The organism is Pedococcus sp. P2_F6 (genome assembly GCF_056403675.1).
On sequence record NZ_JBFUEZ010000011.1, the window covers coordinates 1 to 14,557 of the forward strand.

A 14,557-nucleotide genomic window follows, 5' to 3' on the forward strand; every position below is an offset into this window, starting at 1 on the left:
ACTGATGATTGTTGACAGTCGACCACGATACACATATGGTCGACAATCGACCAGAGTGGCAGCGGGCCGTTCTGAAACTCAGCTCCAGGAGGAATCGTGGGATTCGAGACCAAGCCCAGGTTCGTGACGTTCGACATGAACGGAACGCTGATCAAGTTCGCCATCAACGACGCGATGCGGCAGGTCCTCGGTGACCGGCTCCCGGCCGAGATCGCCGACGAGTATCTGCGGATCTGCAAGGCGTACCGCATCGACGAGTGCATGGGCGACTACAAGCCGTTCCACCAGATCGTCGCCAACTCGATGGAACGCGCCTCACGATGGGTCGGGTTCGAGTACCGCGAGGACGACGCGCGCGCGGTCTACGACATCGTCCCCACCTGGGGCCCGTACCCCGGCGTCACCGAGGCACTGAACCGCCTGGCCGAGGCGGTCCCGCTGGTGATCATCACGAACAGCGACACCGCGCACGCCGAGCGCCTCGCCGAGAACCTCCAGGCCCCGTTCAAACGCGTGATCAGCGCCGAGGAGATGGGCGTCTACAAGCCCCGGCTCGCTGCGTTCGAGTACCTGTTCGACAAGCTCGATGTGACGCCCGACGAGCTCGTCCACGTCTCCGCGAGCCCGATGTACGACCACCGCTCGGCGGCCGTCATGGGCATCGAGCGCAAGGTGTATGTCGACCGCGGCTTCGAGGAGGACGAGCACTGGCTCGGCTACGAGCGGATCACCGACATCTCCGACCTGCCCGTCCTCTTCGGCCTGCCGCGTCCCTGACCGATGGACGCGAAGTTCGACGGGCTGGAGCGCACGACCACGCCCGAAGGCGTGTACCGAGTGCTGCGGGCAGCCATTCTCGATGGGACCGTGCCTCCCGGTGGGCAGCTGCGCGAGCGAGACATCGCGACGGACCTCGGGATCAGCCGGTCGCCACTCCGCGAGGCACTGACCAGGCTCGAGGAGGAGCGCCTGGTCGTGAAGATCCCCTTCCGCGGGGCGTTCGTGGTGGAGGTGAGTGCCCAGGAGATCGCCGAGATCGCCTCGATCCGGTTGCTCGTCGAGCCGTATGCCGGGGAGCTGGCTCTCGAAGCATTGCGTGGCCCGGAGCGGGCGAGCCTGGCTGGCACGATCGCGGACCTTCATCGGGCAACGGAGACCAACGACATCCCGGCCAGCATCGATGCGCATCTTCAGTTCCACCGGCTCTTCTACGACCTCTCGGGGCACCGCGTCCTGCGCGACCTCTGGAACGGATGGGAGACCAAGCTGCGCCTGTACCTCTCGGTCGACCATCGCTCCTACAGCGACCTGCATGACATCGCCGAGGAGCACGAGCGGCTGGCTGCGGTCGCGCTGCAGGGCGACACGGACGTGTTCCGGCGGGAGCTGGCACAGCACTTCGCGTCTGCGCTGGGACCGCATCCGCAGGACCTTGCAGAGGCGGGCCAGCAAGCACCTCTGAGCGTTCGACGCTCGCCCCTGACCGACATCCAGCTGCCGACCTCGACGACGGGAACTGATGAGGAGAGAGTTGAGAGAGAATGACCAGTACTGATGTTCCGAGCGGTTATGCCACGGAGCGGCTTCGGGCTCTGGGGCTGGATCTACCAGCCATCCGTGAGAGCTCGAAGTACGAGAACCACCGAACCGTCGACTCCATCGTGTATGTCGCCGGTCAGCTGCCGTACAGCAACGGCTGGCTCCTGGGCCAGGGCGTCCTGGGTCGGGACGTCGACCTCGCGACCGGACGCGGGCTGGCGCGTCACGCCGCCCTCAACGCGCTCGCCGTCGCCGCAGATGCGGTGGGCGGTCTGGAGCAGGTCCGGATCGTGCAGATGCTGGTCTTCGTGGCGAGCACGCCCGAGTTCGGTGACCAGTCGAAGGTCGCCGACGCTGCCAGTGAGCTGCTCATCGACCTGCTCGGTGAGAACGGGCGGCACGCTCGTACGGCCATCGGTGTCGCCAGCCTCCCGCTGAACAGCCCGGTCGAGATCCAGATGGTCTGCACGGCGAGGCGTGGAGCGTGAACCACCTCCCACGAGTCCTCGATGCGCTGGTCGGGCGCATCGACACCCCCGCACCGATCGTGGTGGTCGACGTGATGCAGCGGAACATCGACCGGATGCAGGCCTTCGCCGCCGAGCACGACCTCGACGTCAGGCCCCACGTCAAGACCCACAAGTGCGTGGAGATCGGCCGTCGCCAGGTGACGGCGGGGGCCGTCGGGGTCACCGCAGGCAATGTCGGTGAAGCCGAGGTGTTCGCCAAGGCCGGCTTCGACGACATCTTCCTGGCGTACCCGGTCTGGCCCGCGGGAACAAAGAAGAGGCGGATCCACGAGCTCGCCCAGAAGACCTGGCTGCGGGTCGGGGTGGACAACATCGCCGCGATCGAGGCTCTCGCCGACTCGATGGGTGACGAACCGGACCGGTTGGAGGTCGTGGTCGAAGTGGACTGCGGCGCCCGTCGATCCGGAGCGCCGCCGGACCGTGCGGGCGACCTTGCGCTCGCCGCCCGCAACCGCGGCCTGGTCCCGGTAGGCGTCTTCACGTACCCGGGACACGGCAGCTCCAGTCCGGACGCCCGCGAGCGCGCGGCGCACGACCAGCACTCCGCGCTCGCCACCGCGGTGCGCAGCCTCGCCAACGTCGGGCTGACCGCGGACGTGGTCAGCGCCGGCTCCACACCCACGGTTGAGTTCTCCACCAGCAGCCTGATCACCGAGATTCGTCCCGGGGAGTACGTCTTCTGCGACATGAACAACACCCGGCTCGGCGCCTGCAGCCCCGACCAGATCGCCTTGTTCGTCGCGGCCACCGTGGTCAGCGACTGGGTCCCCGACCAGGTCATCCTCGATGTGGGCACCAAGGCCCTGGGCCGCGAAGGCAGCCTCGAGCGCGGCTACGGGGCAGTCGCTGGGAGCAAGGCGCTCCTGGCCAAGCTGAACGAGTACCACGGGTTCCTGGCGGTGCCAGCCGACGAGTCCCGGCCCAGCGTCGGGAGCGTCGTCCCGGTGGTGCCCAACCACGTCTGCCCGGTGGTGACCAACTTCGAGGAGCTGATCGTCACTAACAGCGCGGGGACTTTGCTGGAGCGATGGCCGGTCGACGCCCGCGGGTTCCTCAGCTGAGTCCGCTCGGCGCCTGGTCCGCATCCCCGACCCGACAACCACCGAACTGTTCTGCAAGGAGTGCGCGACATGAGACTTGAGAAGACCACGGCGCTGGTGACCGGCGCCAGCAGCGGTATCGGCGAGGCGGTGGGCGCACGGTTCCGACGGGAGGGCGCGCGGTTGCTCCTCACCGGTCGAAGGGAGCGACTCGACAGCGCTCATCCCGACGACCTGTACGTCCCTGGGGACCTCAATGACGAGGCGTTCGTGGAGGACCTGGCGCGCCAGGCCGCCGAGTCCCTCGGCACCGTCGACGTCGTGGTCCTCAACCACGGCCTGCAGGTCAGCAGTCCGCTCACGGAGATGGCCTACGAGGACGCCAAGAACGTCCTGCACAGCAACCTGCTCAGCGCCTTTCTGGTGCTGAAGCACTTCGCGCCGCTGATGCCGGCGTCGGGAGGTTCGTTCGTCTGCGTCGGTTCACGGCTCGGCATGGTCGGCAAGCCCGAGGAAGTCCTGTACTCGGCCGCCAAGGGCGGGCTGATCATGCTCGCCAAGGGCGCGGCGATCGAATGGGCCCCGCGCAACATCCGGGTCAACGTCGTCGCTCCGGGCCTGACCGCCACCCCGGTCATCGAGGCGTCGTTCCAACGCCGCCCTGACCCCGAGGCCTACCGGAGCGAGCGCGCGGCCCAGATCCCGCTCCAGCGCCTCGCGACCCCCGAAGAGATCGCCGACGCGATCCTCTTCCTCGCCTCGTCGGAGTCGTCCTACATCACCGGAGCTGTCCTGCCTGTCGACGGCGGGTACACCGCCTTCTGAGCTGAGCCCTGTTCGGCACGAAGCCCGAAGTTTCGCACCCCCGGCAGCGTGCGCTTGTCGCCTGCCGTCCACTCCGAAACGTCCATCAGGTGATCTCGGACCGTCAATTGTCGACAGTTGACGGCACATCTGCTTGCATGGTGCGCCGACTACACATCTCAACTGAAAGGGAACGACCATGAACTTGAGGCAACGTCTGGTGCTCGCGACGGCTGGCCCGGCGCTTCTGATCTCGTTGGCCGCGTGCGGTGCCACCGGAAAGGCAGATGCGAAGGGCGCCGCGGGAGGACCCGCCTCGGATGTCGTGTCGCAGGTCAAGGCCGACCCGGCCGCGGTCGACCTGTTGCCGGAGGCGGTGAAGGCACGCGGCACGATCTCGATGGCCGCGGACCTGCACAACGCGCCGACCTCGTTCCTGGACACCGACAACACGACGCCGATCGGCTACAACGTCGAGATCGCCACGATGCTGGCGAAGAAGCTCGGACTGAAGCTGGAGATCAATAACGTCCCCTTCGACACTGTGGTCCCGGGCCTGTCCGCCGGTCGTTTCGACTTCACGGCGACGAACATGAGCCCCACGCCTGAGCGGCTCCAGGTGCTGGACATGGTCACCTACTGGTCGGCCGGAAGCTCGCTCGTGACCAGCAAGGGAAACCCTCTCGAGCTGAGCATCACCGACCAGATGACCCTGTGCGGGCACAAGATCGCGGTGTTGACCGGGGCCACCCAGGCGGAGAAGTACCTGCCGCAGATCTCGGGCGACTGTCAGGCGCAGGGCAAGCCGGCAGCCCAGGCTGTGGTCCTGCCGAACGTCCAGGCCGCGTTGACGCAGCTGTCGTCCAAGCGCGTCGATGGAGTCTTCTACGACACCGCGCCGCTGGCGTGGGCGGCCAAGCAGCAGCCGCAGTCGTTCGAGCTGTTCCCGCAGCAGTACAAGAAGAAGGTCGGCAACAACATCGTCGCGCTGGGAACGGCCAAGACCTCAGGCCTGGCCCCGGCTCTGCACGCCGCCATGGAGTCGCTGATGGCTGGGCCGGCGTACAAGGCCACGCTGGAGAAGTGGGGCCTGGGATCCGGGGCCATCGCCAGCTCTGAGCTGTTGAAGTAACGCCATGGCGTCGACCATCGATCTCGCGCCGACGGAGGAGGTGGGCCTGGTGCCGGCCACCGAGAAACGGCGGCTGCACCGCCGAGGAGTCGTGGAGTATGCCGCCTGGATGGTCTGCGTGCTGGTGGCGGTCGCGGTGGCCTTCACGCTGGCCACCAACAAGAACTACCAGTGGGGGGTCGTGGCCCAGTACTTCACGGCACCCACCGTGCTCAAGGGCCTGGTCCTGACCCTGGTGCTGACCGGGCTGACGATGTTCTTCGGCACCATCCTGGGGCTGGTCATCGCCATCCTGCGGGTGTCGAAGGTGCGGCCGGTGATGCTGCTCGCGTCGGGTTACATTACGTTCTTCCGCGGCACGCCGGTGCTGGTCCAGCTCGTCTTCTGGTTCAACATCGCCGCGCTCTACCCGAACCTCAGGATCGCGATCCCGTTCACCCACGTCTCGCAGGCAGTCGATGTCAACGCGTTGATGAGCGCCACCACGGCCGCCATCGTCGGCCTGTCACTCAACGTGGCCGCCTACCTGGCCGAGATCATCCGCGGCGGGTTCGCCTCGGTGGACAAGGGCCAGCTCGAGGCGGCCGACTCCCTGGGCATGAGCGGTCGGACCAAGCTGTGGCGGATCATCATCCCGCAGTCGATGCCAACCGTGATCCCGGCGGTGGGCAACCAGGTGATCGGGATGTTCAAGGAGACCTCGCTGGTCAGCGTCCTGGGCGTGGCCGAGCTGCTGCAAAGCGTCCAGCTGATCTACGCCCGGACCTACCAGACCATCCCGCTGCTGATCGTGGCCTGCTTGTGGTACTTGCTCATGACTCTGGCGCTGAGCTACCCACAGTCCCTGATCGAGAAGAAGTACTCCCGCTCCAAGTCCCGCGTCGCCACGGGCGCCGGACAGACGCCGATCCCGTTGGACGCGACCCTGGGCAGTGAGGCGAGATGAGCGGCATGACAAACGACATGACCAACGACGTGACGCACGACGCGACCCACGACGTGACCCACGTCGGGGCCGACGGCGTGGGCACCGTGTACGCCCGCAGCCTCCGGAAGAGCTTCGGCGACCGGGTGGTGCTGGACCGGATCGACCTCGACGTGGCGTGCGGCGAGATCGTCTGTCTGATCGGACCCAGCGGGTCGGGCAAGTCGACGCTGCTGCGGTGCGTCGACGGGCTGGAGGAGATCGACCGCGGGATTCTGCGCGTCAACGGCGAGGATGTCGGCTTCCGCGAGGGTCAGGACGCCTACCATGCGCTGAGCCGCAAGGAGCTCGCTGCTCAACGGACGCGGATCGGGATGGTGTTCCAGCAGTTCAACCTGTTCCCGAACCTGACCGCCCGGGAGAACGTGATGTCCGGGCCGGTGCTGGTGAAGCGTCAGCCGAAGGGCGAGGCGCGGCTACGAGCGGAGACCCTGCTCGCCAGCGTCGGGCTCGAGGGGCATGGCGACCACTATCCGTGGCAGATGTCCGGTGGTCAGCAGCAACGGGTGGCGATCGCTCGAGCCCTGGCGATGGACCCCCAAGTGATGCTGTTCGACGAGCCCACCAGTGCGCTGGACCCCGAGCGGGTCGGGGAGGTGCTCGCGGTCATGAAGGACCTGGCGAAGCGCGGGATGACCATGATGGTCGCGACTCACGAGATGGGCTTCGCCAAGGAGGTCGCCGACACGGTGATGTTCATGGACGGCGGACTGGTCGTGGAACAGGGGCCACCCGCCGAGCTCTTGGGCAACCCCCAGGAGCCCCGAACGCAGAAGTTCCTGGAGAAGGTGCTGGTCTGACCAGAGGGACGCCGGCCGTCATCGGCAGGACGTCGAGCTGGCCCTCACCGGCCGGGGGCGACGGCTCCAGGGACTCTGGGGCCGTCGCCCTGGGCGGCGACGATCTGCGCCACCCGTGACCCGTTGCGGACGATGTGGGAGCGGACCGCGTCCACGGCAGCATCGCGGTCGCCCGACTCGATGGCGGTGAGGATGTCCTTGTGCTCAACCAGCAGGTCTTCGGGACGCTCGAACTCGCGGTCCTCGACGGACAGCACCACCAGGTAGAAGCGCAGCTCGACCATGAGCTCCGCGTAGAACGCGTCGAGCCTACTGCTATCCAGCATGGCGACGATGGCGGAGTGGAAGTCGAGGTCCACGTCGACGATCGACCCGGCCTCGTGGGTCGAGGCAGCCTGCTCGAGCCGCTCGTAGGCGCTCCGCAGCCTGGCCAGGTGTTCGGGGCTGACAGGCCGCGCCGCCGCCGCCGTCTCGAGTCGCTCGCGCGCGGCATACAACGCCTCGACCTTCTCGGGAGTGGGCGAGATGACCACGGCGCCGCGGTTGACCTCGTGGCGTACGAGTCCGCTCAGCTCCAGTATCCGGACGGCTTCGCGCACCGTGTTGCGAGCGACGCCGAGCTCTGTCGCCACAGCGCTCTCCCGCAGCCGGTCGCCGGCGCCGAACGCGCCGCTGAGGATCCGCGAGGCGAGACCGTCAGCCACTTGCTGGGCAGTGGTCTGTCGCTGGATCACGAGACCCTCGAGCGCTGACATGAAGCCAGCATAAAGGAAGCCCAGGGTCTTGTGCAGCACAGTTCAACTGTTCTACAGTTTTGCCATGGCCTCACCCACGTCTCGCGGCGCCGCCTACTGGAACCCCCAGGCCCACATGCCCACGGCGGGCATGCGGCGGATGGTCGTCACCCGAGGTCAGGGAGTGTGGGTCGAGACCTCGAACGGTGACCGGCTGATCGACGCGACCTCGAGTCTGTGGCACGCCAACATCGGTCACGGTCGGGAGCGGCTGGCCCGCGCGGCATACGACCAGATGGTGAAGCTGGAGACGTACCACACGTTTGGACGGACGGCGAACGAACCGGCCCTGGTGCTGGCGGACCGGCTCGCGGCCGAGGCGCCGATGACCGGCGCCAAGGTGATGCTGACCAGCGGCGGTTCGGACTCCGTGGACCTCGCCTGCAAGCTGGCTCGGCGCCACTGGCAGCTGGAAGGACGACCCGGCAAGAAGCTGATCCTCAGCCGCCACAACGCCTACCACGGCCTGCATGCGTTCGGGACCAGCGTGGCCGGTCTCACCTACAACCGCGAGGGCTACGGAACCGACTCGCTGGTGCCCGAAACCGCCCGGATAGCGACGAACGACCTCGACGACGTGAGCCGCACGATCCAGCAGCTGGGTCCCGACAACATCGCCGCGATCATCGCCGAGCCGGTCATCGGGACCGGGGGAGTGATCGGGCCCGCGGACGGGTATCTCGAAGGTCTGGAGGCACTGTGTCGTGAGCACGACCTGCTGCTCATCGCCGACGAGGTCATCACGGGCTTCGGCAGGACGGGGCACATGTTCGCCGCACAGCGCTGGGGCATCGAGCCGGACCTGGTGACGATGGCCAAGGGCATCACCTCTGGCTATGCACCGCTGGGCGGTGTCCTGGTCGCACCTCGAGTGGCGGACCGGTTCTTCACCGGGCCGGACGCGCCGATCTTCCGGCACGGACTCACCTACTCCGGGCACGCCACCGCCTGTGCCGTGGCGCTGGCGAACCTCGATGTGCTGGCCGAGGAGTCACTCGTGGCGCAGGCCGGCAGGCTGGAGGCGGTCCTGGAGCGGATGGTCAAGCCGCTGCGCGACAGCGAGCTCGTCGTCGACGTGCGCGCCGGCGCCGGTTTTCTGGCGGGGGTCCAGCTGCGCGCCGACGTCGACGGCGACGCGATCATCGACGCCTGTGTCGAGTCGGGCGTCCTGATCAGGACGATCCACGACAACACCCTCCAGATCTGCCCGCCCTTCGTCTGTACCGACGACGACGTGGCCCAGATCGTCGACGCGATCGACGGCGCACTCGCGTCCTACGACGGCCCACAGTGACAGCAGCGCAAGCACCCCTCTCCTTCTGCGGAACACCCAAGACAGGAACACCTTCGATGACCGTTCTGGACGCCCCCACCATCACCCCGGACCAGCGGGCTGCCGTTCTCGCGCAGGTCCCCACCGACCTGCTGATCGGCGACTGGCGGTCCGCCGAGGGTGGCGCCAGCTTCGTCGTCGAGGATCCCGCGACCCGCGAGGAGCTGCTCAGGGTGGCCGATGCGTCGGCGGCCGATGGGGTGGCCGCCCTGGACGCGGCCGTGGACGCCGCCCCGGGGTGGGCCGCGCTGTCCCCGCGCGAGCGCGGGGACATCCTGCGTCGCTGGTACGAGGCGATCATGGAGCGGGCCGACGACCTCGCCAAGGTGATCACCCTCGAGATGGGCAGGCCCTTGGCTGAGTCGCGCGGCGAGGTCGAGTATGCCGCCGACTACATCCGTTGGTATGCCGAGGAGGCGGTGCGGCTCAACGGCCGCCACACCACCAGCCCTGACGGCCGGTCGCGGATCGTCACCGGGCCGAAACCGGTCGGACCCTGCCTGCTGATCACACCGTGGAACTTTCCGTTGGCGATGGCGGCCCGCAAGATCGCCCCGGCGCTGGCCGCCGGATGCACCGTGGTGCTCAAGCCTGCCGAGCTCACGCCGCTCGCCAGCCTGTTCGCCGCCCGGCTCATGCGTGAGGCCGGCGTGCCGGCTGGCGTGGTGAACGTCATCACGACCACCGACCCCGCGGCAGTCTGTGGCACGCTCATGGCCGACGCCAGGCTGCGCAAGGTGTCATTCACCGGCTCGACAGCTGTCGGGCAGATCCTCGTCGAGCAGAGCGCGCCGCAGCTCGTGCGCACCTCGATGGAGCTGGGCGGGAACGCGCCGTTGATCGTCCTCGACGACGCAGACCTCCAGCGTGCTGTCGAGGGCGCCGTCATCGCCAAGCTGCGCAACGGGGGCCAGTCCTGCGTCGCAGCCAACCGCATCCTTGTCCAGGAGAGGATTGCCGACGCCTTCGTGGCGGCCTTCACCAAGGCGGTGTCGGCTGTGCGGATGGGCCCCGGCAGCCAGCCCGGCGTCGGCCTCGGCCCCCTCATCGACGACCGCGCCGTGGCCAAGTGCACCGAACTCGTCGCCGACGCGGTCGCCTCGGGCGCGACCGTGCTCGTCGGGGGAGAGGCGCCGAGCGATCCCGGCTACTTCTTCCCTGCCACGGTCCTCGACAACGTGGCGCCCACGGCGCGGATCCTCTCGCAGGAGGTGTTCGGGCCCGTCGCGCCGATCGTCAGGTTCAAGACCGAGGACGAGGCGGTTGCCCTTGCCAACGACACGCCGTTCGGGCTGGCGGCCTACGTGTTCACCGAGAACATCGACCGCGCCCTTGGCGTAGCCGACCGGCTTGAGACCGGCATGGTCGGCATCAACCAGGGAGTCGTCTCGAACGTGGCCGCACCCTTCGGTGGCATCAAGCATTCGGGCATGGGTCGCGAGGGCGGCCCGGAGGGCATCGAGGAGTACCTCGAGACGAAGTACCTGGCGATCAACACCAAACCCGTGGGTCGCCAGAGCTAGGATGCTGGGCACCTCTACGACCGCGGTGTGACGGCCGGAGCCTTCTCCCGGTCCTCGGCCGCCGCCACGACCTGGTCAGAAAGCTGGCGCGGACGGCTCCGGGGACTGGCCTTGGCGGCGCGCCTCAAGCACCGCGTCCCGTAGGCGGTCGCGCGCCAACCTGAGACACGCGTACATGGCTCCTCGAGCCACCGACAGACCGATCACCTGGGCGGCGACGGTGACCTCTGGGACCGCCGCGAGGTTCTTGGCCAGCCGGCTCCGCACCTGGGGGAGGACTTCGTCGACCAGGGGCCGCAGTCGACCCACGAAGTAGACCGACTCCGGGTCCAGCGTGACGGCGACCGCGCTGACCGCGGCGGTGACTGCAGTCGTCAACGCGTCCAGCACCTCGGCACGCAGCACCTCGTCCTGCGGCTCGAGCCACAGATCTTCGATGCGCTGGAGGTGCAGTCCGCGCCGTCGAGCAAACCGAAGAAGTCCCCCGGTGCTCATCAGCGCGTCCAGGGGCTCGTTGTCGACCCCGGAGACGAGCACGCCGATGTCGCCGAAGGCCTTCGTACGCCCCCGGACCAGTTCTTGGTCTGTGCAGCTGGCGAAGTTGAGGATGCTGCTCAGACTGAACAGCGCGGCGTTGCTGACAGTGGCGTCATCGGTGAGCAGTCCGAGCAGGGATGCGTTGGCGTCACTGTCGAGGAGCACCGGGGCGTTGACGAGGTCTGCCAGCGACCGCTGGAGGCCAGGGCCCGCGAGGAACTCCATCGACTCCGCTGGACCCGAAACCTCGGTGCCGGTCCGTACCTGCCCGGGCACCGCCACGACGACCTGGCGCAAGGGTCCGCCTGCGGTTTCGCTGACTTCCGCGATGAGGTCGACCAGCCACGCGGCGGCGTTCCTGACGTCGTGATGCTCCACGGTGGGCACGATGACGTGTCGGACCTCGCGGGCCCGCAGGTCGGCTACCAGGGCACAGGTCGTCTGCACGCCGAAGCTGACTCCGGCAACGTGCCCGGTCGTGGTGGGAACGTCCAGATAGGTGGACCGGCGGCCCCGTCCGGTCACTTCATCGACGCCGCCGTTGACGACGAGGCCATCCGCCCGCAGCTCCTCCACCGCTCGGGACACCGTGGCCTTGCTCAACCCCGTCAGCTCTATGACCTCGTTCCGGGTCAAGGGCGCCCGAGCGAGAACCACCTCGAGGACCGACGCCTTGTTGTGGTCGCGTGAGGTGGGGTTCCCGTTCACCGCACGACCATACCGGGCCGATGGACCGACCGGATCGAGGGCCGGTGCCGCTCAGACCTGGTCATGACGGCCGACCCGGAGGTCAGCGACGACGTCCGCAAGGGGTATGGCCAGGGACCGCTCCACGTTGATCCAGTCATCCTTGGCATGGGCCAGAAGGTAGTCGCGCCGTTCTGGTACGCGCTGGGCGCGCCAGTTCGTGATCAGCGCGCGCAGGGTGAGGCGTGCCAACGCGGCAACGGGCAGCAGCGGTAGCTCCCGATCCTTGATCGGCCGCGCCCTTTCGTAGCCGGCGACGAAAGCGCTGGCATCCCGCCAGGGCTGATCCGGCGCCCGGCCGACCAGGTTCGCCAGGGCCACTGCGGGGTCGAAGATCACGGCACTGCGCACGGTGTCGCCAAAGTCGATGACGCCGGCGACATAGTCGTCGCTCTGTTCATCCACCACCACGTTGTAAGGGCTGTAGTCACCGTGGATCACCTGCGTCTCAAGTTCACCCAGCTTCGGGACGACGGCGTTGTCGAAGAGCCGGAAGACCTCTTCGGCCAGCTGCCGGTGCTCGGCATTCGGCGTGTGCTCGACCAGCTCAGTCAGCTCATGGAAGTGCCGTAGGTCCCACACCAGCCCCCGGCGCTCCGCCGGATGCGCGAACGGCTCGAGCGCCACGTCGACTCGCCCGAGCATCTCGCCCACCTTCGCGAGCTGCTCGCCGTCTGGGACCGCCTGAGCCCACACCGCACCTTCTACGAAGGTGAACACCCGCAGGACTCGAGGCCTGCCGTTGTTCTCGATCACGACGTGGTCGCGTCCGTCCATGGTCAGCATCACCCGTTGCACGGGCAGCTCCGCAGCGGCGTCTGCGAGAAACCGCATCGCCGCGGTCTGCAACCCGACAACCGCCTGTGCCTCGTCGGGCGGTGAAACCTTCACGAGGTAGTCGGTCGACCCGGTCCTGAGTCTGAAGGTGTCGTCCTTCTCCGTCGCCAGCGGCTGGAGTCGACCGGAGAGGTGGTAGTCCGTGTCGAGGAGGATGCTCAGCAGCTCGGCGTCGATGGGCACATGAGAGGACCCCAAGCCGCTTTCGGCGAACAACCGTTCAGCGGCGCTCGAGGTCGACGAGGTGTTCACGGCCATTCCCTTTCTGCCAGCCTGCTAAAGGCGGATTTTCGCCACCTCGGCGAAGGTCTCCAGGAACCGGTCCACGTCGGCGGAGCTGAAGGCCAGGGGAGGACGGATCTTCAGTACGTTCGCCCCCTTGGCGCTGCCGCTGATGAGGACCCGACGGTCGCGCATGTCGTTGATGACGTCCTCGGCTCGTGCTCGGTCCGGCTCCAGCGACCCGTGGTCCTTCACGATCTCCACACCAACGTACAGACCGCGGCCGCGCACTTCGGCGACGTGCGGCGACGCGTGCGTGATCTCCTCGATCCCGTCCCGCAGAACCTTGCCGTTCTCGAGAACGCGCTGCTGCACGTCCTCCTCCTCGAAGACGTCCAGCACCGCGGCCGCGGCGGCCACCGGGATCGAGCTTCCCGCGAACGTGTTGAAGTAGCGCACGTTTCGGCCGAACTCCTCGCAGACCTCGGGGCGGAACACCACACCCGAGATCGGCACTCCGTTGCCCATCGGCTTGCCCATCGTGACGATGTCGGGCACCACGTCATGGCGGCTGAAGCCCCACATCGAGTCTCCGAGCCGGGCGAATCCTGACTGCACCTCGTCGGCGATGTAGACGCCACCAGCCGCATGGACTTCCTCCACGACGCCTTTCATGTAGCCGACCGGGTCGGTGAAGATTCCGTCGCTGCTGTAAGCACAATCGGTGACCAACGCCGCAAGCCGGTAGCCGTGGAGCTCGAGGTCATCGACCGCCCTACGTACCTGGTTGCGCATGTGCTCGGCCAGCGTGGACCCGGGCGCGACGAGTCGAGGGTCAGGAGGATCGATGACTCGGACGTTCGGCCCCAGCGGTGAACCCTTGCCCAGGGTCGGCGAGAAGCTCGAGACCTCACGAGTGATGCCGTGATAGGCCCAGCGCGTCACGATGACTCCCTCGCCACCGGTGTGGAACCGCGCGACCCGCATCGCGAGGTCGTTGGCCTCCGACCCGCTGCACGCGAGGCTCAGTCGTGACAGTTCCTCGGGGAACGTCGCGAGAAGCCGCTCCGCATAGTCGACCAGTGCTTCCTGGACATAGCGAGTGTTGGTGTTCACTGCCGCCATCTGGCGGGAGACCGCCTCGACGACCCGGGGATGGGCGTGTCCCACGCACGGAACGTTGTTGTAGGCGTCGAGATAGTCACGCCCCTCGTGGTCGAGCAAGTGGGCACCGTAACCGGAGACGAACTCGACCGGCTCCCTGTACATGAGCATGTAGCCAGGACCGAGCACCTCGTTCCGCCGGCGGATGGTCTCCTGGAGGTGCTCAGGCAGCGCGCCCAGCACACCAGGGTCGAACCTGTTGGGGAAGTTCTCGATCGCTCGGCTGAGGCTGGAAGGCATCGTGAGGTCCCTTGTCCTATTCAATCGGTCGGTGGACGAACGTCTGGCGGCTGCCCCATCTGGGCCGGTACGGTCCGCTCAGATGCCGAGCAGGGTGTTGAGCTCGTCGAGGGACTTGACCACGGTGAGGTCGTAGCCGGGCGGCACCGGGTCGTAGCCGCGGTCCAGGAGCACCAGGTTGCGAAAACCCATGTCGTGCATGGGCAGCGGGTCGTACCGGGTGTGCGAGGAGACGTGCACGAAGTCCTCCGGGGTGGCGTCGAGCTGGTCGAGCATGTACTCGAACGCGGCATACCGCGGCTTGTAGTAGCCGGCCTGCTCGGCGGTGAA

At 67.5% G+C, this 14,557-nt stretch carries 14 protein-coding genes and 1 pseudogene; 10 read left to right on the top strand and 5 right to left on the bottom strand.

Annotated elements, in window-relative coordinates; translation table 11 throughout:
• Nucleotides 1-96: 96 nt before the first annotated feature.
• From AC1DWP_RS19120 to AC1DWP_RS19155, 8 genes are all read left to right on the top strand, one after another.
• On the top strand, nucleotides 97-777 hold the full coding sequence (locus AC1DWP_RS19120; RefSeq protein WP_477616078.1) for a haloacid dehalogenase type II: 681 nt from the start codon (nucleotides 97-99) through the stop codon (nucleotides 775-777).
• 3 nt (nucleotides 778-780) lie between these two features.
• Nucleotides 781-1,545: a GntR family transcriptional regulator gene (locus AC1DWP_RS19125; RefSeq protein WP_477616079.1), complete on the top strand. Its 765-nt coding sequence runs from the start codon at nucleotides 781-783 to the stop codon at nucleotides 1,543-1,545.
• Entirely contained in the window at nucleotides 1,542-2,027 is a 486-nt protein-coding gene (locus AC1DWP_RS19130; protein WP_477616080.1) for a RidA family protein, read from the top strand. Before AC1DWP_RS19125 ends, AC1DWP_RS19130 begins: the two co-directional genes overlap by 4 nt.
• A complete protein-coding gene (locus AC1DWP_RS19135) occupies nucleotides 2,024-3,130 on the top strand; it encodes an alanine racemase (RefSeq protein ID WP_477616081.1) in 1,107 nt (368 codons plus the stop codon). Before AC1DWP_RS19130 ends, AC1DWP_RS19135 begins: the two co-directional genes overlap by 4 nt.
• 69 nt (nucleotides 3,131-3,199) lie before the next feature.
• The gene (locus tag AC1DWP_RS19140; RefSeq protein WP_477616082.1) at nucleotides 3,200-3,934 is read left to right on the top strand and encodes an SDR family NAD(P)-dependent oxidoreductase; all 735 of its coding nucleotides are present in this window, start codon (nucleotides 3,200-3,202) and stop codon (nucleotides 3,932-3,934) included.
• Between the two features lie 178 nt (nucleotides 3,935-4,112).
• Nucleotides 4,113-5,045, top strand: a complete 933-nt coding sequence (locus AC1DWP_RS19145) for an ABC transporter substrate-binding protein (protein ID WP_477616083.1) — start codon at nucleotides 4,113-4,115, stop codon at nucleotides 5,043-5,045.
• 4 nt (nucleotides 5,046-5,049) lie between these two features.
• Nucleotides 5,050-5,991, top strand: coding sequence for an amino acid ABC transporter permease (locus AC1DWP_RS19150; RefSeq protein ID WP_477616084.1), 942 nt, complete (start codon nucleotides 5,050-5,052; stop codon nucleotides 5,989-5,991).
• Nucleotides 5,988-6,830 (top strand): amino acid ABC transporter ATP-binding protein, encoded by an 843-nt coding sequence (locus AC1DWP_RS19155; protein ID WP_477616085.1) that lies wholly within the window; start codon nucleotides 5,988-5,990, stop codon nucleotides 6,828-6,830. The genes AC1DWP_RS19150 and AC1DWP_RS19155 overlap by 4 nt, the downstream gene beginning before the upstream one ends.
• A 44-nt stretch (nucleotides 6,831-6,874) precedes the next feature.
• Here the strand turns inward: AC1DWP_RS19155 and AC1DWP_RS19160 are convergent, their stop codons facing one another.
• The gene (locus tag AC1DWP_RS19160; protein WP_477616086.1) at nucleotides 6,875-7,585 is read right to left on the bottom strand and encodes a GntR family transcriptional regulator; all 711 of its coding nucleotides are present in this window, start codon (nucleotides 7,583-7,585) and stop codon (nucleotides 6,875-6,877) included.
• A 64-nt stretch (nucleotides 7,586-7,649) separates the two neighbouring features.
• Here AC1DWP_RS19160 and AC1DWP_RS19165 point away from each other — a divergent pair, with 64 nt between their 5' ends.
• Together AC1DWP_RS19165 and AC1DWP_RS19170 are read left to right on the top strand one after the other, a co-directional pair.
• Entirely contained in the window at nucleotides 7,650-8,918 is a 1,269-nt protein-coding gene (locus tag AC1DWP_RS19165; protein WP_477616087.1) for an aminotransferase family protein, read from the top strand.
• 56 nt (nucleotides 8,919-8,974) lie between these two features.
• Complete coding sequence (locus tag AC1DWP_RS19170) at nucleotides 8,975-10,480, top strand: NAD-dependent succinate-semialdehyde dehydrogenase (protein ID WP_477616088.1); 1,506 nt, start codon at nucleotides 8,975-8,977, stop codon at nucleotides 10,478-10,480.
• Nucleotides 10,481-10,555: 75 nt separating this feature from the next.
• Here AC1DWP_RS19170 and AC1DWP_RS19175 read toward each other — a convergent pair whose 3' ends face one another.
• From AC1DWP_RS19175 to AC1DWP_RS19190, 4 genes and pseudogenes are all read right to left on the bottom strand, one after another.
• Nucleotides 10,556-11,725, bottom strand: coding sequence for an ROK family transcriptional regulator (locus AC1DWP_RS19175; RefSeq protein ID WP_477616089.1), 1,170 nt, complete (start codon nucleotides 11,723-11,725; stop codon nucleotides 10,556-10,558).
• Nucleotides 11,726-11,776: 51 nt separating this feature from the next.
• A complete protein-coding gene (locus AC1DWP_RS19180) occupies nucleotides 11,777-12,853 on the bottom strand; it encodes a phosphotransferase (protein WP_477616090.1) in 1,077 nt (358 codons plus the stop codon).
• A gap of 24 nt (nucleotides 12,854-12,877) precedes the next feature.
• Complete coding sequence (locus AC1DWP_RS19185; RefSeq protein WP_477616091.1) at nucleotides 12,878-14,227, bottom strand: aspartate aminotransferase family protein; 1,350 nt, start codon at nucleotides 14,225-14,227, stop codon at nucleotides 12,878-12,880.
• A 78-nt stretch (nucleotides 14,228-14,305) separates the two neighbouring features.
• Nucleotides 14,306-14,557, bottom strand: a pseudogene (locus AC1DWP_RS19190) (haloacid dehalogenase type II); the annotation flags it as partial.

Excerpts from the sequence above, each read along its gene's own strand:
- AC1DWP_RS19140 (WP_477616082.1), top strand. The coding sequence starts at position 3,200 with ATGAGACTTGAGAAGACCACGGCGCTGGTGACCGGCGCCAGCAGCGGT.
- AC1DWP_RS19170 (WP_477616088.1), top strand. The coding sequence starts at position 8,975 with ATGACCGTTCTGGACGCCCCCACCATCACCCCGGACCAGCGGGCTGCC.
- AC1DWP_RS19160 (WP_477616086.1), bottom strand. The coding sequence starts at position 7,585 with ATGTCAGCGCTCGAGGGTCTCGTGATCCAGCGACAGACCACTGCCCAG.
- AC1DWP_RS19165 (WP_477616087.1), top strand. The coding sequence starts at position 7,650 with ATGGCCTCACCCACGTCTCGCGGCGCCGCCTACTGGAACCCCCAGGCC.
- AC1DWP_RS19155 (WP_477616085.1), top strand. The coding sequence starts at position 5,988 with ATGAGCGGCATGACAAACGACATGACCAACGACGTGACGCACGACGCG.
- AC1DWP_RS19130 (WP_477616080.1), top strand. The coding sequence starts at position 1,542 with ATGACCAGTACTGATGTTCCGAGCGGTTATGCCACGGAGCGGCTTCGG.
- AC1DWP_RS19145 (WP_477616083.1), top strand. The coding sequence starts at position 4,113 with ATGAACTTGAGGCAACGTCTGGTGCTCGCGACGGCTGGCCCGGCGCTT.
- AC1DWP_RS19150 (WP_477616084.1), top strand. The coding sequence starts at position 5,050 with ATGGCGTCGACCATCGATCTCGCGCCGACGGAGGAGGTGGGCCTGGTG.
- AC1DWP_RS19125 (WP_477616079.1), top strand. The coding sequence starts at position 781 with ATGGACGCGAAGTTCGACGGGCTGGAGCGCACGACCACGCCCGAAGGC.
- AC1DWP_RS19185 (WP_477616091.1), bottom strand. The coding sequence starts at position 14,227 with ATGCCTTCCAGCCTCAGCCGAGCGATCGAGAACTTCCCCAACAGGTTC.